Below are 26,372 nucleotides of genomic sequence, written 5' to 3'. Positions count from 1 at the left end.
CCCGTCCCTGTTGTGATGATGTTCAGCCGACGAGCGCGTCGGGCTTCCCCTTGCTGCGCGGCCGTTCGTCGACCATCTTGCCCCAGACGATCAACCGGTATGTACTTGTGAATTCGGGCGTACAGGTCGTCAGAGTGATGTAGCGGCCGGGCTTTGTGAAACCCGATCCGGGTGGCACCGGTCCGATCACCGAGACGTTGGACGGCGACGTCTGCGGAAGGACGCTGGTCATCACGTACGTGTAGTACGCGTCCTGCGTCTCGACCACGATCGGGTCACCCTTGTGCAGCTTGTTGATGTAGCGGAACGGTTCGCCGTGCGTGTTGCGGTGACCGGCCAGCGCGAAGTTGCCCTTCGCGGCCGACGGCATCGCCGTACGGAGCGCGCCGTCGCCGTAGTGACCGACCATGCCGCGGTCGAGGACCTTCTCCTTGCTGGTGCCCTCGGCGATCGGCGCGACCACATCGAGTTTCGGGATGTGGATGATGGCGAAGCCCTGCCCCGGCTCGAACGCTCCGGGCTTGCGGTCGCCCTTCGCCCAGTCGTCCTGGATCTTGTGCGTCTCGTTGCCGGCGATCTGGTCCGCGCGCACATTCGTCCACCACAGCTGGTACGTGACGAACAGCAGCATCAGCACACCGAGCGAGATGAACAGCTCGCCGACGACCCGGCTGGCGACAATGGCGGGGCTGTCCTTGGCTGCGCGGGCGGCGCGCCTCGCCTCGACGCGCGTCAGCGGTCTCCCGTCCGGCACCGTTTCCGACCGGGCTCCCGGCCGCGGGTCGGCGCGTCGACGGCCGCGCCCCTTGACGGCGCGCCGGCGCTCGGCGCGGCCGCCGGCGGGTGGGTCCGTCCGCGGTCCGGGTTCGGCCGGCTCCGGGCGGGGGTCGGCAGCCGCCGTGCTGTCCGCGTCGGGCTCGGGTGCGTACTCGGACACGTATTGCGGCTCCGCCTCCGGTCGCGGTGGAGGTGTGGGTGGAGTCATCGCACGATCGGCCGTGCGCCGGGGGTCGGCCGTCCGCAGACCGACCGTCTCGTCGTTGAGGGGGAGCGGCTGAGGCAAAGACGCCGTGACGGGCTCCTGCTGCCCGTACCAGTCCCGTTCGTAGCCCTCGGGGTCGTACCACTCGCGCGGCGGCCCCTGGGGCTCTTGAGCCCCTTGTGACGCCTGTGGCTGTCCGCCGTGCGCCGCCCCGGTGTCGGCCCTCTTCGCCGGAGGGTTCTCCGCCTGGAGCCACGGTGAGGCGTGCTGCCCCGGCAGCGGATCGTTCAGGGGATCCGCCAACTGGTCGACTGCCGCCTCGAACGCGCCCGTGGCCTCGTACGCATGTTGCTCGTACGGACCGTCCTGTCCGGGGTCGTGTTCGGGACGGAGTGCGGTCACGCGACGGCCTTGCCCACCACCGGCGCGAGCCCCACCGACCTCGCGACAGCGCCCGCATCACCGCACTGCGTCAGCCAGTTGGCCAGCATCAGATGGCCGTACTCCGTCAGCACCGACTCCGGATGGAACTGCACGCCCTCCACCGCCAGGTCCCGGTGGCGCAGGCCCATGATGATGCCGTCGGCCGTGCGCGCAGTGACCTCCAGCTCCTGCGGGATCGTGTCCGGTTCGGCGGCGAGCGAGTGGTAGCGGGTCGCGGTGAACGGGGACGGCAGTCCGGCGAAGACTCCCTTGCCCTCGTGGGTCACCGGCGACGTCTTGCCGTGCAGCAGCTCCGGGGCGCGGTCCACCACACCGCCGTACGCCACGGCCATCGACTGCATGCCGAGGCAGACACCGAAGACCGGAACGCCGGTCGCAGCACAGTGGCGCACCATGTCGACACAGACGCCGGCGTGCTCGGGGGTGCCGGGGCCGGGCGAGAGCAGGACGCCGTCGAAGCCGTCCTGGGCATGGGCCGTGGTCACCTCGTCGTTGCGCAGCACTTCGCACTGGGCGCCGAGTTGGTAGAGGTACTGAACGAGGTTGAAGACAAAACTGTCGTAGTTGTCGACGACAAGGATGCGGGCGCTCACTGGCCGGCCCCCGTTCCGCTCGTGCCGTCGACCGTCACGTCGCCGAACGGGAGCAGCGGCTCGGCCCACGGGAAGACGTACTGGAAAAGCACATAGACGACGGCGAGCGCCAGGACGAGCGAGATGAGCCCACGCACCCACACATTGCCCGGCAGATGCTTCCAGATCCAGCCGTACATGCTGTCCCCTCCATTCGGTACGGGACCAGACTAAAGGGCCGGGGCTTGGGCGCGGGTCAGCTGTGGAAAGCTGCGGGTCTGCCGTCGGTCACAGGCTGGGTCGCGTCGAGATGCGCCCAGGCGATCAGCCGGTGGCTGCTGCCCCATTCGGGATCGCAGGTGGTCAGCGTCAGATAGCGTCCGGGGCCGTCGAAGCCGGACTTGTGGGGGACGGGGTCGATCACACCGGTGTCGCTCGGCACGGTCCGGTAGGGCTCCTTGTCGATCCGGTACGTGAACCATGTGGTGCCGTCCGTCACGATCACCGCGTCGCCGGGGCGCAGTTTCGGGAAATCTTTGAAGGGATCCCCGTACGTGCGTCGGTGTCCGGCCACGGCAAAGTTGCCTGTCGCGCCGAGGGAGGCGGTTCCCCGGTAGTGACCGAGGCCCTTCTGCAACGTTCTGACCTTGGTGTTCTCCAGGATGGGCCACTCCCAGCCCTTGCCGAGGCGGGGGATGTACAGCATCGCGAACGCCCTCCCGTCCGGGTATGCGGCGGGTGCGGGCGGCGCGGGCGCGGTGGAAGTGGGCGCATTGGCGGTGGGCGAGGACGAGGGCGGCACGGTCGGCGCGGGCGCGGACACGGCCCCGCGAGCCCACCGGTCCTGAAGGCCGTCGATCTGCCCCTCGGTCGCGCCGGCGGCCTTCACTCCGGTCCAGAACAGCACGTACACCACAAAGAGGATGATCAGGGCGCCAACGGTGATGCACAGTTCGCTGAACGTCCTGACGATCAGTCGCACCGACACCGGTCGGCCTCCCCCGGAACCGCTCGCTACTTCACCGGCTTCGCATAGTGGAGATCCACTGTGCCCGAGTAGCCGGGAAGAGTCACCGCCTCACGCTCGTCGACTTTCCAGCCCAGCCCGTACGCCTTCACGTACAGCAGGTAGTTCTGGATCGCCGGGGAGTTGTCGAGGGCCTTCTTGAGGCTGTCCGGGTTGCCGACTGCGGTGATCTTGTACGGGGGTGAGTAGACCCGGCCCTGCAGGATCAGGGTGTTGCCGACGCAGCGCACGGCACTGGTGGAGATCAGTCGCTGGTCCATGACCCGGATACCGCGGGCGCCGCCCTGCCAGAGAGCATTGACGACCGCCTGCAGATCCTGCTGGTGAATGACCAGGTCATTGGGTTGTGGATCGGGGTAGCCGGGCTTCGCGGTGGCGTCCGGCGGGGCGTCGTCGAGGGTGACGGCGACGGCTCGGCCGGAGAGCTTCGTGGTGCCTGCCTCCCGCTCCAGCGCCTTGAGTCTGGCGTCTTCCGCCTTCGTGCGGCCGTCGTCGCGCTGCGCGAGGGAGTCGATGTCGTCGCGCAGGGATGCGTTGGAGTCGTTGAGCGCCGCGTTCTTCCCGTTGCGCTGCTGGATCAGGTCGGAGAGCTTCAGCAGCGAGGAGTCGGTGCGGATGTTGGTGCCCTTGGCCGTGTTGGCGCTGGTGACGAAGATCAGTCCGGCGAGGGCGAAGACGGCAGCGGTGAGCACCCGGACCGGGTGCCTGAAGGGGCGCCGGACCGGCCCTTGGGGAGAGTCGGCAGAATTACTCAACGTACCCTTATCTCCTTCGGCGCCACGGAAGCACTACGCTAACGGACGCCCGGGGGAGGCAGCATTCCCCCTCGCGCCCCGGCGCCAGCCATAGTTCCCTGCGCGGTCACGCAGCGCATCGACAGGAGAGTTCCTCGTGCCGAAGTCACGTATCCGCAAGAAGGCCGACTTCACGCCGCCTCCGGCGAAGCAGGCAACCAACATAAAGCTGACCAACCGCAGTTGGGTGGCGCCGGTGATGCTGGCGTTCTTCCTGATCGGTCTGGCCTGGATCGTCGTTTTCTATGTGACCGACGGCGATCTGCCGATCAATGCGCTCGGGAACTGGAACATCGTCGTCGGCTTCGGCTTCATCGCCGGCGGCTTCGGCGTCTCCACACAGTGGAAGTAGCTCCACCTCGTACCTGGAACCACAGCTGACCCCGGTATTGCAACCCTTGCCCTGAGTTACCCACAGCGTTATCCACAGGTGGGGGAAAAGGTCGGACGATCTGTGGATAACTCCTTGGATGTTGACGCCGGTGTGACTGCCGCCTCCCTCATCGAGGGGTGGCACGCCCCTTGTCCGGGCTGGAAAAGTCCAGCTCAGGGACAAGGGGCACAGTTGTACCCACAGAATGCACAAGATCGCCCACCACCTGTGGACAACTGCACGAAGGGCGACCTCGGCCGGTCTGCGATCACCCCTGTGATCAGGTCAGTGCGGCCGTTCTGGCGACCACGATGAGGATCACCGCCGCCAGGACCAGCGCACAGGTGCCGTACTGCACCAGCGCACGCCGCCCGCGCGGTGCATGCACCATGGCGATGGCGATCACCGTGCCCGCGACCAGACCGCCGACATGCGCCTGCCAGGCGATCCCACCCCAGGTGAAGGTGAAGAGCAGGTTCAGCGCGAGGAGCACGAGGACCGGCCGCATGTCGTAGTTCAGGCGGCGCATGAGCACGGCGGTGGCGCCCAGCAGACCGAAGATGGCGCCGGAGGCACCGAGCGAGGGCTGATTCGGTGCGGCGAGCCAGTAGGTGAGGGCGCTGCCCGCCAGGCCGGAGAGCAGATAGAGCGCGAGGTAGCGGGCGCGCCCGAGCGCTGCCTCCAGGGGGCCGCCGAGCCACCACAGTCCCAGCATGTTGAACGCGATGTGCCACACCTCCTGGTGCAGGAACATCGACGTCACCAGCCGGTACCACTGGCCCTCCGCAACACCCTCCGGCGGGCCGCCGTAGTAGAGGTTGGCCCGGCCGAAGAGCGTCAGGTCCTGGAGCAGCGACCCCTTCACGTGCACCACGATGAACAGGGCGACATTGAGAGCGAGCAGGATCTTGGTGACCAGCCGGGGGTCGGCCGCGACAGTGCCGCCGGCGAGGGTGCGCGGCTGATTGGCCGCCGGTCCGTGCCCTGTGCCGGATCCCTGGCGGACGCAGTCGGGACACTGGAAGCCGACCGAGGCGCTGACCATGCACTCGGTGCAGATCGGGCGGTCGCAGCGGGTGCAGCGGATCCCTGTCTCACGGCCCGGATGGCGGTAGCAGCCGAGCGGGCCGTCGGCGGCGGACTGGTCCCGGGTCCCGGGCGGCTGCTCGTCCATCGGTCCCATCACTTCCTGGTCCCCTCGGTATCTCGTGAGCGGCAGCGCGCACAAAGCCGCCCTGCTCATCCGCTATGTAAGCAGTACGGACAAGCAGGGCGGTTGGTTCCCGTCAGAGGAATCAGAGAGTGATCATCCGGTGACCACCGGAGATCATCGGGTCTCGACGACGACCGACTCGATCACCACGTCCTGCACCGGACGGTCGGTGCGGGCGTTGGTCTGGGTGCCGGCGATGGCGTCCACGACCTTCTTGCTGGCCTCGTCCGTCACCTCACCGAAGATGGTGTGCTTGCCGGTCAGCCACGCGGTGGGCGAGACGGTGACGAAGAACTGCGAGCCGTTGGTGCCCGGGCCGGCGTTGGCCATGGCCAGCAGGTACGGCTTGTTGAAGCTGAGGTCCGGGTGGAACTCGTCACCGAACTCGTACCCCGGGCCACCGGTGCCGTTGCCCAGCGGGTCGCCGCCCTGGATCATGAAGCCGCTGATGACACGGTGGAAGACGGTGCCGTCGTACAGCCGGTCCTTGGACTTCTTGCCGGTCGCGGGGTGGGTCCACTCGCGCTCGCCCGTGGCGAGCTCGACGAAGTTCTTGACCGTCTTGGGCGCGTGGTTCGGCAGAAGCCGGATCTCGATGTCGCCTTGGTTGGTCTTCAAGGTGGCGTAAAGCTGCTCGGCCACGATCTGCCTTCCGTAAGTCTTCGCTGACGTCCACCGATCCTCGCACGGACCATCCCTCACGGCGCCCGACCGCCACCCGCGAACGGACATCCCTCACCTTCTTGCCTGATTTCACGCCGCTCGCCTGCCGCTTCCCGCAGGAACAAATGAGGCCAAGCGCGTGACGAACCGGCGCGTACTGAGCTGAACCGTGGCATTGTCGTCGGCAAGCTCCCCTTGCACCGCATTGTCCGAGGACGTCTCTCACGACCGTCCCTCACAACCGTCACTCATGACCCGGATGCCCGCCCCACATGCCACTTGGGCCACCGGCAGGCATGATCTCGAAATGGGTGGAAAGGCGGAGTACCTACCCGCCACCAAGGAGGAGGATCCCGTGACCCGCATCGACAGCGTGCGCGCCGCAACCGACTCGGCGAAGGAGAGCGTGCAGCACGCCGCGGAAGTGGTGGCGCCCTACGCCGAAACGGCCAAGGACCAGGCCGCACGCTATGCGCACGAGGCCCGTACGCGGCTCGCGCCGAAGGCGTCGAAAGCAGCCCAACAGGCCCGCGTCCAGTACGACGCATATCTCGCACCACATATCGAACTGGCCCGCTCTCATGTGCCGCCCAAGGTCGACGAGGCCGCGCAGCGCGCCGCGCTCCGCACCCGCCAGGCCACCAGGTACGCCGCGGAGTACACCGTGCCCCGCGTCGGGTCCGCGGTGGCCGCCGCCCAGCCCGTCGCCGAGGAGGCCACGTCCCGCAGCATCGCGGCCCTGGCCGCCCTGCGCGGGCAGGTCACTCCGAAGGAGATCCAGCAACTGGCCAGAAGGAACAGAAGGCGGGCCAAGGCGGGCCGCGCGCTGAAGGGCTTCGCCGTGGTCTCCCTGGTGGCGGCAGGCGCCTATGCCGCATGGCGGTGGTGGGACAAGCAGGCCAACCCGGACTGGCTGGTCGAACCCCCCGCCCCCACGGAGGTCTCCGACCGCGCGCCGCTGACCTCGGTCGACGGCAGCGGCCCGACGGTCCTCGACCCCGAGGTCCGTGCCAAGCAGGACGACACCGGCCCCGACGGGACGGACGAGGTGGACGGAACCGACCTCGACGACGGCCGCTGAGCCAACCGGCCCAACAGAACGGGCGCCGGGAAAACCCTGAGGTTTTCCCGGCGTCCGTTGCGTTTTCCATGGAGAGCCACCGACAGAAGAGAAGAGTGGACTTTCCGCTTCCGCTGTTGGACTTCTGTGCCGAGTTCCGCCTGCATGCCTTCCGGACCGGCGCGTCCTGGCAGATCTTGTCGCGTGCATCGCAATCCATGCATGGCGTCTGTGTCAGGAGAAGCCCGTGGTCCAGCCGCGCACCGCACTCCGCCGCCTCGCCGTAACGTGCGCGGCACCGGCTGCGTGCGCGGTCCTCGCCACCGCCCCGGCCGGTGCCGAGGAATCACCACCCCTCGTCGACCCCGCCACCCCCGCCGGAGTCCAGCCGCTCGGCGTCGGGCCCCGGGCGGCCCAGGCCCTGGTGTTCAGCGACGAATTCACCGGAACCGCCCTGGACACCTCGAAGTGGACCGCCCGGGACCAGGAGCGCACCGAGTCGTCCCGTACCGACGGGAACCGCTGGTGGTACAAACCCGGCAGTGTCCGCGTCATCACCGACAACGGCGGAAACCTGGCGATCGACCTCACCAAGCTCGCGGACAAGCAGTACGCGGGCGGCCGTGTCGACAGCCAGGGCAAATTCGACTACACCCATGGCACCCTCGAAGCCCGCGTCCACACGCCGTACGCCACCGGCGGCCATCTCGCCGCGGTCTGGCTGCAGGCGAGCGCCGGAAGGAGCGATGTGGAGGCCGACGCCGGACTCCCGTAGCCGGCCTCGTGCGGTCCTCGTCAGCCGCTGCCGCGGACTCACTTTCATCCGGCTTCCCGATGGATGCCAAACGGCGGCGGTACAGCGGACCCGCACACTGACACGGTGCTGACGCCATAAACACAGAGACTCCCCTGACCTGCGTTTCCACAGGCCAGGGGGGTCTCTACAGATGTGGAGCCTAGGAGATTCGAACTCCTGACATCTGCCTTGCAAAGGCAGCGCTCTACCAACTGAGCTAAGGCCCCGAAAAGTGGACAGCACCGGACGCATCAGCGTCTCGGTCACCGCCGCAGACCAGAGTACCGGGTGACCCCCTGAATCTTCCAAAAAGATTGGGGCTCCCGGTCGGCAACCCCTCTCCGTAAGATGCTCGTCGAGGTTCGCAGCAGCGAAGCCGCAGCGAAGGGGAGACGCAATGGACGCAGCTCAGCAAGAGGCAACGGCAAGAGCCAGGGAGCTTCAGCGCAGTTGGTACGGAGAGCCACTGGGGGCGCTCTTCCGTCGGCTGATCGATGATCTCGGCCTGAATCAGGCCCGGCTCGCCGCCGTACTCGGGCTGTCCGCCCCCATGCTCTCCCAGCTGATGAGCGGCCAGCGGGCGAAGATCGGCAACCCGGCGGTCGTCCAGCGTGTCCAGGCCCTGCAGGAACTGGCCGGCCATGTCGCCGACGGCAGCGTCAGCGCTGGGGAGGCCACCGACCGCATGGAAGAGATCAAGAAGTCCCAGGGCGGCTCCGTCCTCACCGGCACCGGTCAGACCTCGACCACCGGCGGGGCGCCCACCGTCCGGCGCGTGGTCCGCGAGATCCAGTCGCTGCTGCGGTCGGTCGCGGCCGCCGGGGACATCATCGATGCCGCCGACTCCCTCGCCCCGACCCACCCGGAGCTGGCAGAGTTCCTCAAGGTGTACGGGGCCGGGCGCACCGCGGACGCTGTCGCGCACTACGAGGGACACCAGGGCTAGGGCCTGTCCGACAAGTCCTAGGGCACTACCCCCGAGAGCCGGGCACGAGCCGAAACAGGAACTGGGAGCGGGCGCAGCGCAATGGGTGAGGTCTTCGCGGGTCGGTACGAGCTGATCGATCCGATCGGACGTGGTGGCGTCGGCGCCGTCTGGCGTGCCTGGGACCACCGGCGCCGCCGGTACGTGGCGGCCAAGGTGCTCCAGCAGAGCGACGCGCACACGCTGCTGCGCTTCGTCCGCGAGCAGGCACTGCGGATCGAGCATCCGCATGTACTCGCCCCGGCCAGTTGGGCCGCGGACGACGACAAGGTCCTGTTCACCATGGATCTGGTCAGCGGCGGCTCGCTGGCACATGTCATCGGCGACTACGGCCCACTGCCCCCGCGCTTCGTCTGCACGCTGCTGGACCAGCTGTTGTCCGGGCTGTCGACGGTGCACGCGGAGGGGGTCGTGCACCGCGACATCAAGCCCGCCAACATCCTGATGGAGGCTACCGGCACCGGCCGGCCGCATCTGCGGCTCTCCGACTTCGGTATCTCCATGCGCAAGGGCGAGCCGCGCCTCACCGAGACCAACTATGTGGTGGGAACCCCGGGTTACTTCGCGCCCGAGCAGATGATGGGTGCGGAGCCCGACTTCCCCGCGGACCTCTTCGCCGTCGGCCTCGTCGCGCTGTATCTGTTGCAGGGTCAGAAGCCCGACTCCAGGGCTCTCGTCGAGCATTTCGCGTCGCACGGCACGCCCAGCGCCCCGCAAGGCATCCCGGAACCGCTGTGGCAGGTCCTCGCAGGCCTGCTCCAGCCGGATCCCCAGGCCCGGTTCCGGACAGCCACGGGCGCGCGGAAGGCCCTGACCGCCGCCGTCGAGATGCTGCCGGAGCCCGGCGTCGACGACGAACCGGTGGAGGTCTTCGACCAGATCGGCCCGCTGCCCGCCGGATTCGGTCCCGCAGGCCCCCTCGCGGCCCCCCGGACTCCCGCCCAACCCGCGCATGCCGCGCAGATCACACCCACGGACCAGGAACTCCAGCAGGACGCCCACCTGTCCGGACAGCAGCCCGGACAGCCGTCCGTGCAGCAGCCGCACACCCCGTCGCCCTCCCCGATGTCGGAGACGGGCAGCTTCCACCTCGCCCCGCCTCCGCAGCAGCCACCCACCCCCCAGCCACAGGCCCAGCCGGTGCAGCCGGCCCCTTTCCCCCATCCGCTCCCGGCACATGCAGGTTCCCCCTTCCCTGCCGCCGCACCGGATCCCTCCCAGGCCCCGACAGCCGCGGTGCAGCACGAACAAGCGCTCACTCGTGCTTACACCGCTCAGCAGCCGCAGGTTCCCCATCCCACAGTGGGAGTTCCCGCGCATGTTCCTCAGAAGCGTCCGGGGCCGCCCCCGAAGGTGGCAGTCCCGGTCCTGCTGGTGGCGCTGATCTGTTTCGCCGTGGGCATCTGGGCGCTGACTCAGACCTGAGTTCGCCGGCCTCAGCCGCTGACGGCTCCGGACTGCCGGGCCCGCGCCCGGAATCACCAGGCCTGCGGCGGTCCTCCGTACGGCGGCTGCTCGGCCGTCCCCACGGCCGCCGGCCCGCCCGTGACGGTCGCCGCGCGTCGCCGCGCGAGCAGCGTCCACGCCCCGAGCACGAGCACGAGCACGGCGCCCGCGCCGATCCCGGCGCCGGCAACCACCTTCATCGTGTCGCTCTTGGCGGCCTCCGGGGCGCTCTGCCCGCTCCTGGCCATGTCCTTGTCGTCCTGTGTGACACCGAAGACCCCGGCGGAACCCTCGTACGGCGACGGACCCGCGGAGTTCTCGACCTTCACCTTGAGGGTCATCGGGATCGCCTTCTTGCCGTAAGCCTTCTCGACCTCCGGGCTCAGCGTCACCGAAAGGTAGTACCAGCCCGCGAACCGCATGGCGCTGGCATCGGCGCTGGAGGCGAACCGGTTCTCGTACGCCACCGGGGGCAGCGGAGCCAGTGACACGGAGGCCGGCCTGCCGGAGTACGACAGCGGCGAGGCCTCGTCGACATGGCCGTGCGCCGGATTGTCCAGCGACAGCGCGAGCGCGCTGCCGACGTATTCGTCCGAGCCGTCGACGCTGTTGCCGAGATCGACGGTGGCGAAGATCTGCTGTCCCCAGTCCACCGGCACCTGGTAGAAGCGGGTCTGCCCCGGCTCGATGCTGTCGTCCCACTCGCCGGTCTCCAGGCTGGTGGCGTCGTAATAACTGGTGCCGCCCGGCCGCTCCTGCGCGGCCTGGGTGGGCGGTGACGGCGACGCCGACGGCCAGTTCGCCGGCGCCTCGGTGGGTACCGACCCGCTCTTCTTCAGCTTCGGCTCCGACTCGTAGCGGAGCTCCAGGTCCCACTCCTCCGGAGTCGAGGTCTCCTTGTCCTTCCGCTCGACCAGCACGTTGTACGTACCGGCCTCATTGCAGGTGGTGTGGTCCTTCTCCGGGACCCGGTAGGCGTACGCGGCGATCGGGCGGGGGAACTCCGCCGACTCGAACCTGGCATCCTCCGAGCTGCACTGCAGGTCCGTGCTGTCCCTGATGCTGACCGTGATGCCGTCCCCGTACGCGACCTGGCCGCCGAGCTTGGGCACCGCCACCGCCGAGACATACGCATTGGTGTCGGCATCGAGGTCAAGGCGGTAGTAGAGCTTCTCGCCCGGCTTGATCGAACTCTTGTACACGGATCCGGGGGTCAGTGCCGACGCGTCGGTGCTGACCTCCGCGCCCCGGACCGTCCTGGCCTCGGGGTCGAAGGTGTACGGAGCAGGCTCCCCGGCCGCGTACGCCTGCCCCGGCAGCGCCGCCACCGCGCACATCGCCGCGACCGCGGCCAGCGTCGCCCGGCCCCTGTTGCGCTGCCTCATCACGCGCTTCCCCTCGTCGTCTGGGTAGCCACCCTGCGGCGGCTGCGCACGAACACGAGCCCCGCGATCACAACCACCACGGCGCCCGCCCCGGCAGCGGCCGCGATGCCGGTCCATCCTGCCCCGCCCGTACCATCGCTGTCTGCGGTCGCAGTCGAATTGCCCCTCTTGTCCGCCCCGTTGTCCGTCTTCTTCCCGAGGACGGCCGCACCGTGCTCCGGTCCGGCCCGCTCGTCGCCGAGCACCGATACCCGAAGCACCACGCCGATCTGCGGGTTCTCGGCGATCTCAGCGGCCCGCGCACCCAGCGTCACGGAAATGTAGAACTCGCCCCTGGTGTGCACCGGCTGGACCGTGGAGCGGTACTCGTAACGGTTGGTCCAGGCGACCGGAACCGACCCCATCCTGATTGCGGCCGGACGGCCGTTGTACATGGTCGTCGAGGTGAACTCGCCGCCACCGCCGACCGGGAAGCGGGCTGGTGTGAACAGCTGCGTCGCCCCGTACGAGTACGAGGGGGCCTGCTCCACGGTCGGCTCGTTGGCGAACTCGACGTCGTAGTGCACCTGCTGGCCCCAGCCGGCCGGCACCTTGTACCAGAGCGTCTGCGACGGCAGGATCCGGTCGCGCCACACGCCCCGGCCGAGCTCCTTGGCATCGTTGAATCCGGTGCCTCCCCGCACATCACGGGGGTCGCCGGAAGGCAGCGCGGCGCTCTTGCCGCCCACGCCGTACTCCGGCTCCGAGGCGGCGGGCACGACCCCCTTCTTCAGCGGCGCCTCCGCCCCGTGGACGAGCTCCAGCGGCCAACGCGCGGCATCGGAGCCCTTCTTGCTCTCCCGCTCCACCACCAGCCAGTAGCGGCCCGCCCTGTCGCAGACGCGGCTTCCCTCCGGGGCGGGGATGCGGGCTACCGCCGAGGTCAGCGGGGCCGCACCCTCCTTCTGATGGAAGCGCTCGGTGTTCGTCACACAGGAACTGTCGGTGCCGGACGCAATGCTGGTGCGCAGTGCGTCGAAGGTGTCGACAGCCGCCCCGGGCTGCGGCACAGCCGTCGCCGAGAAGTCCGCCGTGGACACCGCGTCCAGATCGACCGCGTAGTACCGCTTCTCGCCCGGGCCGATGGCGTCCAGATACTGCCCGGGTACGAGCAAAGGTGCCCGGTCGCCGGTCGCGGCACCCTCGACCCGCTTGCCGCGGAACCGGTAGCCGTCCGCGGAGAGTTGCGATGCCCGCTGCAACTGCCTGGCCAGCGACTTGGCGTCCGGCGCGTCGTAGTAGCGGCCGTTGCCCGCCTCCGCGATGCATTCGAGCTGCTCGCGAGCCTTGCCCTTCACCTGGAAGCCGACGGTGTCGATCCGCAGCCCGGCGCCGCCTTTGCCGAGCTGCTCGGCCACCTCGCAGGGCTGCGGCGTGCCGCAGTTGTCCTCACCGTCGGAGATCAGCAGGATCGTGCGCGTCCCCATGGCGCCGTCGACGGGCCCGGGAAGATCCTCCGCGGCCTTCTGCAGGGACAGACCGATGGGCGTGTCGCCCTTGGGCCGCACGCCCGCCACGGCCTGCTTCACTGCGATGCGGTCGAGCGGTTGCACCGGCCGTAAGAGCCGGGTGTCCGTGCATCCCTGGGGGCGATCGGCGCCGTACACCCGCAGCCCGGTCGGATGGCGGTCGGGAAGACCGTCCACGACCGTGCCCACGGCATTACGTGCGGTCTCCATCCGGGTCCGGCCGGTGCCGTCGTCGTTCGCCATGGATCCGGAGGAGTCGAGCACCATGACAAGGCTGCTGTTGTCCGGGGCGGCCGTGCCCGGCGCGGCAGCTGCCCCATGGGCGCCGTTGGCTCCGGATCCTGCCGCCGCGGCCGGCAGCGCTCCTGCCATCAGGGCGAGCAGCGCCCCGCCGGCCCATGCCCCCACTGCTGTTGCAGTCCAGCGGTGATTGAGTCCCCTCACCCGTGCCCCCTCGACCGGAATACCAGCTTCTTTGCTCACGCAACTTATTGATTTGCGTAGGTGAACTCAAGAGCACAGGTGTCACGGTCCCGCAACAGCACGAAGCCCCGGCCGCTCAGCGACCGGGGCCCGCAAAAGGCTGTTCTGTCTCACACACCCGAACCTGCGGGCACGGAGTCAGTCGCCTCCGTCCACAGATCCTGCTCGGCGCGATCCGCCTGGATCTGGCGGTACACGAGGAGCCCGCCGATGGCGGCCAGTGCGACCAGGAGAAGCTTCTTCACCGCGCGACCTCGTCTTTCCTTGACGTAGGAGACTTCTGCCGCCCGACTATACACACCGGCCGATATCGATCGGTTACCTCCCCGCGACCCAGCCGGCGCCCGGGCAAACCCGACCATCCCGACCAGCCCGCGCCGACTCGTCCAGCCCGGTTGAACCATACGAGTGGTGTTCATCTGAAGATCGGCGCATCCACGGCGTCGGTCCCTGAAATCGCGAGCCACATCCACATCATCAGAAAGGTAAGCAAACCGGACCACCCGAAAGCGAGGGGCCGTGAGCGCCTTCAAGGTCAAGAGCATCTGGACCGCCTTCATCACCGCCTTCTTCGCGCTTCTCGCGTCGATGGGGCTCATCAGCGCCCCCGCCGCGACCGCGCAGCAGCCGACGGCCACGAACCAGGAGCACACGGGTGCTGCCACCGCAACCGCGACCACCCCGTCGGTGCGATGGACCCTTCCGCGTGACAGGGCGCTGCCACCCACGATGAACCAGCGCATCCGCGCCGAGGCGCACGGCTCGTCACCGGCCACCAGGAACCTGACCGTGGACACAAGGAACACCCTGGGCGCCACAGGCACCACAGGTGCCGCCCGCATCGCTCACGGCGCCCCGGCGGGGAAGGCATCACTCCTTCCACCGTGAGAGCGGCGCACCCGACGCACAGGGCCCCTGGTCCGGTTCACACCGGACGGGGCCTTCTCGTGCGCCCGCGCCCTGCCGGGAAGGGCGAGGCACACACTCCTGCGCACCCTGGGCCCGTACGCACGAGCCACCCCGCGCGCACATCGCCACGTACAACCGCCGCGCGCACACCCGCGCGCACAGCGCCACCCAGAACGCCGTGCGCACCCTCGCGGCATTGCACCGCCCCACGCACGACCACCGCACCCAGCCGCCCGTACGCCCAGCCGTTGGTGTCAGGCGCTGGATGCCCTCTTGATAGAGCCGCCCGCTGCATCAACGAACCCCACTTCCGGCGAGGACTCCTCACTCAGCCGCCCCAGCGGCTAGGCACTACGACCCTGGGAGCAATAGAAACCGGGGCTCACAGGGGCCCGCCGCACTACATCGGTTCGACGAGGGCGGCCCGCCATTCAGGCTGCGGGTCCGCTCCCAGGCTCGTCCAGTACTCCGTCCCACGGACGATCTGCCCGTCACGGACGGTCCAGAACGATGCTGCGCGGAAGACGCCAAGACTGTCGTGTGGCACTTCGACCTCGGAGACGGCTTCGTCGCCCTCGGCCACCACTTTGAGCACCCGAATCGACCAGCCCTCCGAATATTCACGGTTCACCGCGACGAAGTTTGCCCGGCCGATGATGCGTTCGAGGCTGATCGGCCACTCGACTACGACATCTTCCGCGATCAACTCGGCGACGCCTGCCCAGTCCCGAGGGCTCAAAGACCTCAAGACCGAGTCGTCGCAGGCCGTGCTGCCGTTGCCGAAGTTCTGTGCCGACGCGCTGGAGGAACGGAGGCACCTGCAAGTCCTGGAACGGTGGATCGCCCAGGATGCCTGGCAGCAAGCTCCTGGTGAGGATCTGATCTTCTCGGAGCGCCACGGCGGGATGATCGAGCCGCGCGGCTTCTCCCGTACCTTCGACGCGCTGATCAAGCGTGCCGGTCTTCGTCGGATCACGGTCCGGCTTGCCCGGCACACCTGCGGGACGCTGCTCGCCTTCCTGAAGGTGCACCCCAAGGTGGCTCGGGCGATCCTGCGGCACAGCCAGATCAGCATGACCATGGACGTCTACACACACGTTGTGGATAACGACCGGCGGGAAGCAGCGGCCATGCTCGCCGACCTTCTGGAAGATCCGCTCATCGGCTGATGTCCGCCGACAATCACAAGCGCCCAACCATGATCGGCGAGAGGGCTAGGGGTTCCGCTGAGCGAAGGCCCAGCTGAACCACGCCACGCCGATCACGCAGATCACGAACCCCGCGAGAAGGATCCACCGCACAAAGGCCCAATCCAGCTTCCCGCGTTCGAAGGGGTCTTCGTCATCGCTGCTGTCGGACCAACCGTGATCAGTCATGGCGCCCCCGCTGGCCCTATGGTGTGAGCCTCGGCACAGCGGTCGAAGCCACTGCACTCGGGGCTGCTGGCAGATCTACTCATGGGCTGATGTCCGCCGGAGATGTCAAAGACCCCCAACCATGATCGGTTGGGGGTCTTTGTACTGGTGGGGCTAACAGGATTTGAACCTGTGGCCTCATCCTTATCAGGGATGCGCTCTAACCAACTGAGCTATAGCCCCGCCGCGCTGCGCGCTGACTTCTGAAGATTAGCGCACGTCGGGGCCAGTCCCAAAATCGATACCCGAAGCCCTACTCGTCCTCGGCCAGCGTGAGCTCCACGCCGCCCACGAAGCCCGCCGACAAGTTGTAGATGAAGGCGCCCAGCGTCGCCAGCGCGGTGGCCAGCACCACGTCGATCACCGCGATGACCGACGTGAAGATGAGAACGCGCGGAAGCGACAGGAACGACTGCAGATCGAAGCCGTTGCTCTCGTTGGAACCGGTCGCCTCGCTGATCGTGCCGCCCACGGTGGAGAAGACGCCCATGGCGTCCATCACCATCCACAGGACCGCGGCCGCCACGACCGTGCAGATGCCGAGCGCGATGGAGAGCAGGAAGCTGACCTTCATCACCGACCACGGGTCGGCCTTCGCCACCCGCAGTCGCGCCTTACGGATACGCGGAGTTGTCCGCGCCCCCGTGCGGGGCAGACGGGTCGCCTGCGTACCACCGACGCCCTGTGTACCGCCCTGTGTGCCGTGCTGCTGCGCTCCTTGGGGCCGGCCGCCCTGCGTCCCGCCCGCGGGCGAGGGGTACGCCTGTGGCGGGTGGTAAGGCCCGCCTGCCTGCCCCGGTGCGGGCTCGCGCTCACCGGGCAGCGGCCCGGTCGCGTATCCCTCGTACTGGGGCTGAGGCCCCCGGGTGTCTGTCACAGTGCCCCCTTGGGAGTCCGTGGCAGGGCCACGGGCACCGTTCGCTCCAGCTCCGGAAGCGGCCGAACCGGCGCCCGTGGCTCCACTCACGCTCTACTCCTCGTGCTCCCCGGCCGAAGGCGACATGCCTTCGACAGTGCCCTCGACAGTCGACTCGGCTGTCGTCACCTCGGCAGTCGTCTCAGCCGTCTCGCCCTCGGCGTCATCGGCCCCGTCGACCTCTTCGGCCTCGCGGCCGGCCTCGGCGTTACGAGCGATACCGACGACGGCATCGCGCTTGCCCAGATTGATCAGTTGGACGCCCATGGTGTCACGGCCCGTCTCCCTGACTTCATTGACTCGCGTACGAATCACACCACCGCCGAGCGTGATGGCAAGGATCTCATCCGTCTCCTCGACCACCAGCGCGCCGACCAGCGAGCCCCTGTCCTCCACGATCTTGGCGGCCTTGATACCGAGGCCGCCGCGACCCTGAACGCGGTACTCGTCGACGGCGGTCCGCTTCGCGTACCCACCATCGGTGGCAGTGAAGACGAACGTACCTGGCCGGACGACATTCATCGAGAGCAGTTCGTCGCCCTCGCGGAAACTCATCCCCTTGACACCCGAGGTGGCACGGCCCATCGGGCGCAGCGCTTCGTCCGTCGCAGTGAACCTGATCGACTGGGCCTTCTTGCTGATGAGCAGCAGATCGTCCTCGGCCGAAACCAGCTCCGCACCGATCAGCTCGTCGTCGCTGCCGTCCTCCGTCTCACGGAGGTTGATCGCGATGACACCGCCCGAGCGCGGCGAGTCGTAGTCCTTCAGCGCGGTCTTCTTCACCAGACCGCCCTTGGTGGCCAGGATCAGATACGGCGCGGCCTCGTAGTCGCGGATCGCCAGGATCTCGGCGATCTGCTCGTCCGGCTGGAAGGCCAGCAGGTTGGCGACATGCTGCCCGCGCGCATCACGGCCGGCGTCCGGAAGCTCGTACGCCTTGGCCCGGTAGACCCGGCCCTTGTTGGTGAAGAACAGCAGCCAATGGTGGGTCGTCGACACGAAGAAGTGGTCGACGATGTCGTCTTCCTTGAGCTTCGTGCCGCGTACGCCCTTGCCGCCACGCTTCTGCGAGCGGTAATCGTCCGTCTTCGTACGCTTCACATAGCCGCCGCGCGAGATCGTGACGACGATGTCCTCCTCGGCGATCAGGTCCTCGATGGACATGTCACCGTCGAAGGGCACCAGCTTGGAGCGTCGGTCGTCGCCGAACTTGTCGACGATCGCCCCCAGCTCTTCGCTGACGATCTGCCGCTGCCGCTCGGGCGACGCCAGGATCTGGTTGTACTCGTTGATCTTCGCCTGGAGCTCGTCGTGCTCGGCCGTGATCTTCTGGTGCTCCAGCGCGGCCAGTCGGCGCAGCTGCATCTCCAGGATCGCGTTCGCCTGGATCTCGTCGATCTCCAGGAGGCCCATCAGGCCCTCACGGGCGATCTCGACCGTCTGGCTGCGCCGGATGAGGGCAATGACCTCGTCGATCGCGTCGAGCGCCTTGAGCAGACCGCGCAGGATGTGCGCGCGCTCCTCCGCCTTGCGCAGGCGGAACCTCGTACGTCGGACGATGACCTCGATCTGGTGCGTCACCCAGTGGCGGATGAACGCGTCGATCGACAGCGTGCGCGGCACCCCGTCGACCAGGGCCAGCATGTTCGCGCCGAAGTTCGTCTGCAGGTCGGTGTGCTTGTACAGGTTGTTCAGTACGACCTTGGCGACCGCGTCCCTCTTCAGCACGACCACGAGGCGCTGGCCGGTGCGCGAGGACGTCTCGTCACGGACGTCCGCGATCCCGCCGACCTTGCCGTCCTTGACCAGGTCGGCGATCTTCTGCGCGAGGTTGTCGGGGTTGGTCTGGTACGGAAGCTCCGTGACGACCAGGCACTGCCGGTTCTGGATCTCCTCGACCGCGACGACCGCGCGCATCGTGATCGACCCACGGCCCGTGCGGTACGCCTCCTCGATGCCCTTGCGGCCCACGACGAGCGCACCGGTCGGGAAGTCCGGGCCCTTGATCCGCTCGATCAGGGCGTCCAGCAGCTCCTCGTGCGAGGCCTCCGGGTGCTCCAGGTACCACTGGGCACCGGACGCGACCTCGCGCAGGTTGTGCGGCGGGATGTTGGTCGCCATGCCGACCGCGATGCCCGCGGAACCGTTGACCAGCAGGTTCGGGAAGCGCGCCGGCAGGACCGTCGGCTCCTGATTACGGCCGTCGTAGTTGTCCTGGAAGTCGACGGTCTCCTCGTCGATGTCCCGGACCATCTCCATGGACTGCGGCATCATCTTGCACTCGGTGTACCGCATGGCGGCAGCCGGGTCGTTGCCCGGAGAACCGAAGTTGCCGTTGGAGTCCACCAGCGGCATCCGCATCGACCACGGCTGCGCCAGTCGCACCAGTGCGTCGTAGATCGACGAGTCACCGTGCGGGTGGTACGTACCCATGACGTCACCGACGACACGGGCGCACTTGTAGAAGCCCTTCTCGGGCCGGTAGCCGCCGTCGTACATCGCGTACAGCACACGTCGGTGGACGGGCTTGAGGCCGTCCCGTACGTCGGGCAGCGCACGCGACACGATGACGGACATCGCGTAGTCGAGGTAGGAGCGCTGCATCTCCGTCTCGAGCCCGACGGGCTCGACACGCATGCCCACACCCGCGGTTGCGGGTTCCTCTTCGGGCGTCACAGGGGTGTTCTCGTCGGCCATTGCTGGTCAAAGTCCTTTCGAGCGGCGGCTTGCTGGTACGGCCGACTCAGATGTCGAGGAAGCGGACGTCCTTGGCGTTGCGCTGGATGAACGAGCGCCGTGCCTCGACGTCCTCACCCATCAGCACCGAGAAGAGGTCGTCGGCCTGCGCCGCGTCGTCCAGCGTGACCTGGCCGAGCACCCGGTGGTCGACGTCCATCGTGGTGATGCGCAGCTCCTCGGCGTTCATCTCGCCGAGACCCTTGAAGCGCTGGATCGAGTCTTCCCTGATCCGCTTGCCGTTCTGCTTGCCGAGCTCGACAAGGGCGTCGCGCTCACGGTCCGAGTACGCGTACTCGAAGTCGTCCCGACCCCACTTGATCTTGTAGAGCGGCGGGCGGGAAAGGTAGACGTGCCCGGCCTCGACCAGCGGACGCAGGAAGCGGAAGAGGAACGTCAGCAGCAGGGTGTTGATGTGCTGACCGTCGACGTCGGCGTCCGCCATCAGAATGATCTTGTGATAGCGGAGCTTCTCGATGTCGAAGTCCTCGTGGACTCCGGTACCGAAGGCCGAGATCAGCGCCTGGACCTCGGTGTTCTGCAGGATCTTGTCGACCCGGGCCTTCTCGACGTTCAGGATCTTGCCTCGGATCGGCAGGATGGCCTGGTACATCGGGTTACGGCCGGACTTCGCCGAACCACCGGCGGAGTCACCCTCGACGATGAAGATCTCGCACTTCGTCGGGTCGTTGGACTGGCAGTCGCTCAGCTTGCCCGGCAGCGAGGCGCTCTCCAGGAGACCCTTGCGACGCGTCAGATCGCGCGCCTTGCGGGCCGCGACGCGGGCCGTGGCCGCCGCGATGCCCTTGCGGACGATGTCCGCAGCCTCGTTCGGGTTCCGGTCGAACCAGTCCGTGAGGTGCTCGTGGACGACCTTCTGGACGAAGGTCTTCGCCTCCGTGTTGCCCAGTTTGGTCTTCGTCTGGCCCTCGAACTGCGGCTCGCCCAGCTTCACCGAGATGATCGCCGTCAGACCCTCACGGATGTCGTCACCGGTGAGGTTGTCGTCCTTCTCACGCAGCAGCTTCTTGTCCCGCGCGTACTTGTTGACCAGCGTGGTCAGCGCCGCACGGAAGCCTTCCTCGTGGGTGCCGCCCTCATGCGTGTGGATCGTGTTCGCGAAGGAGTACACACCCTCGCTGTACTGCGTGTTCCACTGCATCGCGATCTCGGCCGAGAGGAGTCGCTCCTTGTCCTCGGCCTCGATGTCGATCACCGACTGGTGAATGACGTCGCCCTTGCGGGAGTTGAGGTACTTCACGAAGTCGACGATGCCGCCCTCGTAGTGGTACGTGACCGTGCGGGCCGCTTCCTCCTCGGCGATCTCGACCGCCTCCGCGACATCCGCACCCGCCGTCGCCTTCGCCGACTCACGCTCGTCGGTGAGATTGATCGTCAGACCCTTGTTGAGGAACGCCATCTCCTGGAAGCGGCGTGCCAGAGTCTCGAAGGAGTACTCGGTGGTCTCGAAGATGTCCCCGTCGGCCCAGAAGGTGACCGTCGTCCCCGACTCCTCGGTGGCCTCGTTACGGGCCAGCGGCGCCGTCGGCACACCGAGCTTGTAGTCCTGGGTCCAGCGGTAGCCGTCCCGCCTGACCTCGACGGAGACGCGCGACGACAGCGCGTTCACCACGGAGACACCTACACCGTGGAGACCGCCGGAGACGGCATAACCGCCGCCGCCGAACTTACCGCCGGCGTGCAGCACGGTCAGCACGACCTCGACGGCCGGCTTCTTCTCCGACGGCACGATGTCGACCGGGATACCACGGCCGTTGTCGATCACACGAACCCCGCCATCGGGGAGGATCGTGACGTCGATCGTGTCCGCGTGCCCGGCCAGGGCCTCGTCGACCGAGTTGTCGACCACTTCCTGCACCAAGTGGTGCAGGCCACGCTCACCGGTCGAGCCGATGTACATACCAGGTCGCTTGCGGACCGCGTCCAAGCCCTCGAGGACGGTGATCGCGCTGGCGTCGTACGAGGCAGTTACCCCGCCGCTCTCACCGGGTGTGGACGGAATGTTCTCGTTGGGGTTGCCGGAATCGGCCACGAAGCGCCCTTTCTGGCACAGCACAGGCCGTTCTCCGGGCAGGCGGGAGCGGCTGCGTCGTTCGGCTTGTATCGACGACTCCCGCGAAGATGCGGGATTGTCCACCAGTCTACCGGTAGCGCCGACATGAATGGGGGTTTGCCGGTACCTGAGTCCGCATGTGCCGCCCTGGATGAGCGCCTGACGACTCCCCATATTCAGGATGGGGCTCTAAGAGGCTCACGCGGGCATTGAGCGCTTCGGCCTGTCAACCTCCCGCTACGGTGAGGGACGCATCAGCCCATCCGTACGGTTTCAATCGCCACAGAACGACATATCCCGGAACCCGCGGGCAGCACGGCGAGCCGGGCAGCACACCGCCACAGCCGAGCCTCGGCGGAACCGGGAACGCTTGCCGCCGGAGCCCGGCAGAGGGCCGAACATGGAGAGAAAGCGCAGGTCAGCCGTACGTGTCGCCCGGGCCGACGCTCCCCGGCGCGCGCAGCGGACCGAACCTGCGCTGCGGGCCGCCCGGCCCCAGCACCTTGATCAACTTCACTGTGCCGTGCCCCAGATCCGCGTTGAGCCGCGCCACCAGCTGCGGCGCCAGCAGCCGCAGCTGCGTCGCCCACGCCGTCGAGTCGCACTGCACCGTGAGCACCCGCTCCTCGGGATCCTCGTCATAGCGCAGCGGCACACAGTGATTGGCCAGATCCTCACCGACGATCTGCGGCCAGCGGCCCATCACCCCGCCCACCGCAGCAGGCGTCTCCCAGCCACGCTCGGTGATCAGACGATTGATCGCAGCGCCCAGCGGCAACGGATCACGACCGTCCGCCCGCGCCCCGGAACGCAGACCGCCACCCCGTCTGGCCTGCTTCTTCTGCTGGGCCGCAGCGCCCCGCGCCCGGGCCTGCTCCTTCGCGGCACGCAACGCCACCCGAGCCAGATCGACCCCCGACGCCTCCGGCTCCTTCGCCTCGCGCGCCGGTTCCTGCGGGCCCGAGCCGCCGGCACCGCCCAAGCCCTTCGCCGCACCACCGGAGCCACTCATACGCGCTCCACCTCGCCCGCCGACACCGTGTACCGCGTACCCGCCAGCACGCCCGGAACGTCATCGTCCACCGCGGCCGTCACCAGCACCTGCTCGCCCGGAGCCACCAGCTCCGCCAACCGCTCCCTGCGCCGCGCGTCCAGCTCGGCGAAGACATCGTCCAGGACGAGCACCGGCTCATTGCCCTCGCTGCGCAGCAGATCGTACGAAGCCAACCGCAGCGCCAACGCGTACGACCAGGACTCGCCATGGCTCGCGTACCCCTTGGCGGGCATGCCGCGCAGCCCCAGCAGCAGATCATCGCGGTGCGGGCCGACCAGCGTCACACCCCGCTCGATCTCCTGCTTACGCACCTCCGCGAGGGAAGCGATCAGCTGCTCGTACAGCTCGTCCCGGGTACGGGCCGGCTCCACGCCCGCGCCGACCGAACTGCGGTACTCCAAGGTCACGGGGCCACCGCCGGGCGCGACATCCGCATACGCCTTGTCGGCCAGCGGCTGCAAGGTCGCGATCAGATCAAGCCGCTGCGCCAGCAACTCCGCGCCCACCCGGCCCAGATGCTGGTCCCACACATCGAGGGTGGACAGATCCATCGACCGGCCACCGTGCCTGCGCGCCATCGCCGCGGACTTCAGCAGGGTGTTCCGCTGCTTCAGCACCCGCTCGTAGTCCGAGCGGACCCCCGCCATCCGCGGCGAACGCGCCGTGATCAGCTCGTCGAGGAAGCGCCGACGCTCCCCAGGATCGCCCTTGACCAGCGCCAGATCCTCCGGCGCGAACAGCACCGTCCGTACGATCCCCAGCACATCACGCGGCCTGACCTGCGACGATCTATTGATCCGGGCGCGATTGGCCTTGCCCGGGTTGAGCTCGAGCTCGATCAGCTGGGAGCGCTCGCCCTGTGCGACGGCGGCCCGGATGACGGCCCGGTCCGCGCCCATCCGTACCAGCGGCGCGTCGGAGGAGACGCGGTGGCTGCCGAGCGTCGCGAGGTAGCCGACGGCCTCGACGAGATTCGTCTTGCCCTGGCCGTTGGCACCCACGAACGCGGTGACGCCCGGATCAAGAGGTACCTCGACCCGGGCGTACGAGCGGAAGTCGGCCAGCGAGAGATGCGTGACATGCATGGGTGTACGCCGACCTTCCCGGCTTCCTGCTCCGTGTTCCGTAGCGCGGACCGGTGGTGCTGGTCCGGTCCGCCTTGCGTTGCGGTTACTTCTTGTTCTCGACCGCGTGGCCGCCGAACTGGTTGCGCAGCGCGGCGATCATCTTCATCTGCGGGGAGTCGTCCTGACGCGAGGCGAAACGCGCGAAGAGCGACGCGGTGATCGCGGGCAGCGGCACCGCGTTGTCGATCGCCGCCTCCACCGTCCATCGGCCCTCACCCGAGTCGGCGGCGAAGCCGCGCAGCTTGTCGAGGTGCTCGTCGTCGTCCAGCGCGTTGACCGCCAGGTCGAGCAGCCAGGAACGGATGACCGTGCCCTCCTGCCAGGAGCGGAAGACCTCGCGCACATCGGTGACGGAGTCGACCTTCTCCAGCAGCTCCCAGCCCTCGGCGTAGGCCTGCATCATGGCGTACTCGATGCCGTTGTGGACCATCTTCGCGAAGTGGCCGGCGCCGACCTTGCCCGCGTGGACGGAACCGAAGTCGCCCTCCGGCTTCAGGGCGTCGAAGACCGGCTGGACCTTCGCCACGTGGTCGGCGTCGCCGCCGTACATCAGCGCGTAGCCGTTCTCCAGGCCCCAGACACCACCGGAGACACCGCAGTCGACGAAGCCGATGCCCTTGATGCCCAGCTCGACCGCGTGCTTCTCGTCGTCCGTCCAGCGGGAGTTCCCGCCGTCCACGACGATGTCGCCGGGCGACAGCAGAGCGGCCAGCTCGTCGATCGTGGACTGTGTCGCTGCACCGGCCGGGACCATCACCCAGATGACTCGCGGGCCCTTCAGCTTGCCCACAAGCTCTTCGAGACTGTGGACATCGGAGACGTCCGGATTGCGGTCGTAACCGAGGACGGTGTGGCCTGCGCGGCGGATGCGCTCGCGCATGTTGCCGCCCATTTTGCCGAGGCCGACGAGACCGAGCTCCATCAGAGATTCCTTAAGCGTTGTGCCGATTCGTACCCAAAGCCGAGCCTACGCCCGGCCGGGGACAGGCCGACGGGCATGCTCGGCGCTGAGCATGCCCGTCGAGATCTGCCGTGACGGACCGATGGTCGGTCAGCCGGAGAGACGGACCGGCATGATCAGGTACTTGTACGCGTCATCCGCCTCGGCATCCACCGCGGGCCGGCCGCTGAGCAGCGCAGGCTTCGTGGACGTCGTGAAGGAGAGCTGGGCGACCGGGGAGTCGATCGCGCTGAGCCCGTCGAGCAGGAACGTCGGGTTGAAGGCGATCGAGATGTCGTCGCCGTCCAGCACGGCGTCGACACGCTCCACAGCCTGTGCATCGTCGCTGGAACCGGCTTCCAGGATCAGCACACCCTGCTCGAAGCTGAGCCGCACCGGGGTGTTCCGCTCGGCAACGAGGGCCACACGCTTGACAGCCTCGACGAACGGGGCGGTCTCGATGACCGCGACCGAGTTGAACTCGGTGGGGAACAGCGTCCGGTACTTCGGCAGGTCGCCTTCGAGCAGTCGCGTGGTGGTTCGCCGACCCGCGCCCTCGAAGCCGATGAGGCCCTCACCGGCACCCGAGCCGGACAGGGCCAGAGTCACCGTGTCACCACTGGTCAGCGCCTTGGCGGTGTCCAGCAGCGTCTTGGCGGGCACCAGGGCGACGGCCGAGGCGTCCGGGTTCTCCGGCTTCCACAGGAACTCGCGGACCGCGAAGCGGTAGCGGTCGGTGGAGGCCAGGGTGACCGTGTCGCCCTGGATCTCGATCCGCACACCGGTCAGGACGGGGAGTGTGTCGTCGCGGCCCGCCGCGATGGCGACCTGGGCGGCAGCAGAGGCGAAGACCTCGCCGGGGACCGTGCCCGTCGCGGTCGGCATCTGCGGCAGCGCCGGGTACTCCTCCACAGGAAGGGTGTGGAGTGTGAATCGCGAGGAGCCGCAGACCACCGTGGCGCGTACACCGTCGGTGAAAATCTCCACCGGGCGGTTGGGAAGGGCGCGGCAGATGTCGGCGAGCAGTCGGCCGGAGACCAGCACCGTGCCGTCCTCCTCGACCTCGGCATCCACCGAGACCCGGGCCGAGACCTCGTAGTCGAAGCTCGAGAAGCTGAGGGCCCCGTCCTCAGCCTTCAGCAGAAGGCCCGCAAGAACGGGCGCCGGCGGACGGGCCGGAAGGCTGCGAGCCACCCAGGCCACCGCCTCCGCGAGTACATCGCGCTCCACCCGGATCTTCACCGGAACCGCCTCCTGCTGTTGCTCGCTCGCTCTGCTGGCCTTCGTTGTCTGGTCGGGGTCACTCCGCCGATGGCAGGAGGAGGACGCCGGGGACCAGTCTGACGTACGGCACCGACACTCGGTGCTGCTCGGGGTCAAGTCGCGACAAGAGGTTCGGGGAGCTCCGGCGTCGAGTTGTGCACAGGCCCCACTTCGAAGCAGATTCCGAGCTAACTCTAAGTGGTAGTA

The 26,372-nt window shown here is 68.0% G+C and carries 25 protein-coding genes and 2 tRNA genes; 7 read left to right on the top strand and 20 right to left on the bottom strand.

What is annotated here, in order from left to right; all coding sequences use genetic code 11:
- Positions 1-22 precede the first annotated feature (22 nt).
- From ACWCP8_RS13515 to ACWCP8_RS13495, 5 genes are read right to left on the bottom strand one after another with little or no spacing between them, the layout of a single operon-like run.
- Positions 23-1,384, bottom strand: coding sequence for a class E sortase (locus tag ACWCP8_RS13515; RefSeq protein ID WP_451115994.1), 1,362 nt, complete (start codon positions 1,382-1,384; stop codon positions 23-25).
- Positions 1,381-2,019: an aminodeoxychorismate/anthranilate synthase component II gene (locus ACWCP8_RS13510; RefSeq protein ID WP_352263927.1), complete on the bottom strand. Its 639-nt coding sequence runs from the start codon at positions 2,017-2,019 to the stop codon at positions 1,381-1,383. Before ACWCP8_RS13510 ends, ACWCP8_RS13515 begins: the two co-directional genes overlap by 4 nt.
- Positions 2,016-2,198 carry a hypothetical protein gene (locus tag ACWCP8_RS13505; RefSeq protein WP_030930420.1) on the bottom strand — a complete coding sequence of 61 codons (183 nt, stop codon included), beginning with the start codon at positions 2,196-2,198 and terminating at the stop codon, positions 2,016-2,018. Before ACWCP8_RS13505 ends, ACWCP8_RS13510 begins: the two co-directional genes overlap by 4 nt.
- Positions 2,199-2,254: 56 nt before the next feature.
- Positions 2,255-2,986 carry a class E sortase gene (locus ACWCP8_RS13500; protein ID WP_352263929.1) on the bottom strand — a complete coding sequence of 244 codons (732 nt, stop codon included), beginning with the start codon at positions 2,984-2,986 and terminating at the stop codon, positions 2,255-2,257.
- Positions 2,987-3,012: 26 nt separating this feature from the next.
- On the bottom strand, positions 3,013-3,780 hold the full coding sequence (locus ACWCP8_RS13495) for a DUF881 domain-containing protein (RefSeq protein ID WP_451115992.1): 768 nt from the start codon (positions 3,778-3,780) through the stop codon (positions 3,013-3,015).
- Between the two features lie 136 nt (positions 3,781-3,916).
- Between ACWCP8_RS13495 and crgA the strand changes: the two genes are divergently transcribed.
- Entirely contained in the window at positions 3,917-4,171 is a 255-nt protein-coding gene (crgA, locus tag ACWCP8_RS13490; RefSeq protein WP_267004060.1) for a cell division protein CrgA, read from the top strand.
- A gap of 301 nt (positions 4,172-4,472) precedes the next feature.
- Here crgA and ACWCP8_RS13485 read toward each other — a convergent pair whose 3' ends face one another.
- Both ACWCP8_RS13485 and ACWCP8_RS13480 read right to left on the bottom strand, forming a co-directional pair.
- A complete protein-coding gene (locus tag ACWCP8_RS13485) occupies positions 4,473-5,366 on the bottom strand; it encodes a rhomboid family intramembrane serine protease (protein WP_352263934.1) in 894 nt (297 codons plus the stop codon).
- Positions 5,367-5,519: 153 nt separating this feature from the next.
- On the bottom strand, positions 5,520-6,047 hold the full coding sequence (locus ACWCP8_RS13480; RefSeq protein ID WP_030972436.1) for a peptidylprolyl isomerase: 528 nt from the start codon (positions 6,045-6,047) through the stop codon (positions 5,520-5,522).
- Positions 6,048-6,423: 376 nt separating this feature from the next.
- Between ACWCP8_RS13480 and ACWCP8_RS13475 the strand changes: the two genes are divergently transcribed.
- Together ACWCP8_RS13475 and ACWCP8_RS13470 are read left to right on the top strand one after the other, a co-directional pair.
- A complete protein-coding gene (locus tag ACWCP8_RS13475; protein ID WP_352264257.1) occupies positions 6,424-7,149 on the top strand; it encodes a DUF5324 family protein in 726 nt (241 codons plus the stop codon).
- A 226-nt stretch (positions 7,150-7,375) separates the two neighbouring features.
- Positions 7,376-7,903: a glycoside hydrolase family 16 protein gene (locus tag ACWCP8_RS13470; RefSeq protein ID WP_451115989.1), complete on the top strand. Its 528-nt coding sequence runs from the start codon at positions 7,376-7,378 to the stop codon at positions 7,901-7,903.
- 175 nt (positions 7,904-8,078) lie between these two features.
- Here the strand turns inward: ACWCP8_RS13470 and ACWCP8_RS13465 are convergent.
- Positions 8,079-8,151, bottom strand: a tRNA-Ala gene (locus ACWCP8_RS13465).
- A 170-nt stretch (positions 8,152-8,321) separates the two neighbouring features.
- Between ACWCP8_RS13465 and ACWCP8_RS13460 the strand changes: the two genes are divergently transcribed.
- Together ACWCP8_RS13460 and ACWCP8_RS13455 are read left to right on the top strand one after the other, a co-directional pair.
- Positions 8,322-8,870 (top strand): helix-turn-helix domain-containing protein, encoded by a 549-nt coding sequence (locus tag ACWCP8_RS13460; protein ID WP_030930454.1) that lies wholly within the window; start codon positions 8,322-8,324, stop codon positions 8,868-8,870.
- A gap of 81 nt (positions 8,871-8,951) precedes the next feature.
- Positions 8,952-10,334 carry a serine/threonine protein kinase gene (locus ACWCP8_RS13455; protein WP_352263938.1) on the top strand — a complete coding sequence of 461 codons (1,383 nt, stop codon included), beginning with the start codon at positions 8,952-8,954 and terminating at the stop codon, positions 10,332-10,334.
- A gap of 53 nt (positions 10,335-10,387) precedes the next feature.
- On the opposite strand, the gene ACWCP8_RS13450 is transcribed toward ACWCP8_RS13455, so the two are convergent.
- The 3 genes from ACWCP8_RS13450 to ACWCP8_RS13440 form a co-directional block, all read right to left on the bottom strand.
- The gene (locus tag ACWCP8_RS13450) at positions 10,388-11,740 is read right to left on the bottom strand and encodes a hypothetical protein (protein WP_451115987.1); all 1,353 of its coding nucleotides are present in this window, start codon (positions 11,738-11,740) and stop codon (positions 10,388-10,390) included.
- Positions 11,740-13,620, bottom strand: a complete 1,881-nt coding sequence (locus ACWCP8_RS13445; RefSeq protein ID WP_451116077.1) for a vWA domain-containing protein — start codon at positions 13,618-13,620, stop codon at positions 11,740-11,742. The genes ACWCP8_RS13450 and ACWCP8_RS13445 overlap by 1 nt, the downstream gene beginning before the upstream one ends.
- A 221-nt stretch (positions 13,621-13,841) precedes the next feature.
- Positions 13,842-13,976 (bottom strand): DLW-39 family protein, encoded by a 135-nt coding sequence (locus ACWCP8_RS13440; protein ID WP_003958712.1) that lies wholly within the window; start codon positions 13,974-13,976, stop codon positions 13,842-13,844.
- 274 nt (positions 13,977-14,250) lie between these two features.
- Here ACWCP8_RS13440 and ACWCP8_RS13435 point away from each other — a divergent pair, with 274 nt between their 5' ends.
- Positions 14,251-14,619 (top strand): DUF6344 domain-containing protein, encoded by a 369-nt coding sequence (locus ACWCP8_RS13435; RefSeq protein ID WP_352263942.1) that lies wholly within the window; start codon positions 14,251-14,253, stop codon positions 14,617-14,619.
- Between the two features lie 421 nt (positions 14,620-15,040).
- Here ACWCP8_RS13435 and ACWCP8_RS13430 read toward each other — a convergent pair whose 3' ends face one another.
- A complete protein-coding gene (locus ACWCP8_RS13430; protein ID WP_451115984.1) occupies positions 15,041-15,346 on the bottom strand; it encodes a nuclear transport factor 2 family protein in 306 nt (101 codons plus the stop codon).
- 70 nt (positions 15,347-15,416) lie between these two features.
- Here ACWCP8_RS13430 and ACWCP8_RS13425 point away from each other — a divergent pair, with 70 nt between their 5' ends.
- Positions 15,417-15,809: a tyrosine-type recombinase/integrase gene (locus ACWCP8_RS13425; protein ID WP_451115982.1), complete on the top strand. Its 393-nt coding sequence runs from the start codon at positions 15,417-15,419 to the stop codon at positions 15,807-15,809.
- Positions 15,810-16,161: 352 nt separating this feature from the next.
- Here the strand turns inward: ACWCP8_RS13425 and ACWCP8_RS13420 are convergent.
- From ACWCP8_RS13420 to dnaN, 8 genes are all read right to left on the bottom strand, one after another.
- A tRNA-Ile gene (locus ACWCP8_RS13420) sits at positions 16,162-16,238 on the bottom strand.
- 70 nt (positions 16,239-16,308) lie between these two features.
- Positions 16,309-16,932 carry a DUF3566 domain-containing protein gene (locus ACWCP8_RS13415; RefSeq protein ID WP_352263948.1) on the bottom strand — a complete coding sequence of 208 codons (624 nt, stop codon included), beginning with the start codon at positions 16,930-16,932 and terminating at the stop codon, positions 16,309-16,311.
- 93 nt (positions 16,933-17,025) lie between these two features.
- On the bottom strand, positions 17,026-19,668 hold the full coding sequence (gyrA, locus tag ACWCP8_RS13410; RefSeq protein WP_451115980.1) for a DNA gyrase subunit A: 2,643 nt from the start codon (positions 19,666-19,668) through the stop codon (positions 17,026-17,028).
- A 46-nt stretch (positions 19,669-19,714) separates the two neighbouring features.
- On the bottom strand, positions 19,715-21,784 hold the full coding sequence (gene gyrB / locus ACWCP8_RS13405; RefSeq protein ID WP_352263952.1) for a DNA topoisomerase (ATP-hydrolyzing) subunit B: 2,070 nt from the start codon (positions 21,782-21,784) through the stop codon (positions 19,715-19,717).
- A gap of 415 nt (positions 21,785-22,199) precedes the next feature.
- Positions 22,200-22,793 (bottom strand): DUF721 domain-containing protein, encoded by a 594-nt coding sequence (locus ACWCP8_RS13400; RefSeq protein WP_451115978.1) that lies wholly within the window; start codon positions 22,791-22,793, stop codon positions 22,200-22,202.
- On the bottom strand, positions 22,790-23,920 hold the full coding sequence (gene recF, locus ACWCP8_RS13395; protein WP_352263956.1) for a DNA replication/repair protein RecF: 1,131 nt from the start codon (positions 23,918-23,920) through the stop codon (positions 22,790-22,792). The genes ACWCP8_RS13400 and recF overlap by 4 nt, the downstream gene beginning before the upstream one ends.
- A gap of 85 nt (positions 23,921-24,005) precedes the next feature.
- Positions 24,006-24,884 carry a phosphogluconate dehydrogenase (NAD(+)-dependent, decarboxylating) gene (gene gnd / locus ACWCP8_RS13390; RefSeq protein WP_352263958.1) on the bottom strand — a complete coding sequence of 293 codons (879 nt, stop codon included), beginning with the start codon at positions 24,882-24,884 and terminating at the stop codon, positions 24,006-24,008.
- Positions 24,885-25,013: 129 nt separating this feature from the next.
- A complete protein-coding gene (gene dnaN, locus ACWCP8_RS13385; protein WP_451115975.1) occupies positions 25,014-26,144 on the bottom strand; it encodes a DNA polymerase III subunit beta in 1,131 nt (376 codons plus the stop codon).
- Between the last annotated feature and the right edge of the window lie 228 nt (positions 26,145-26,372).

The organism is Streptomyces sp. NPDC002206, from assembly GCF_053593595.1.
This window is presented reverse-complemented; position numbering and strand designations above follow the sequence as displayed.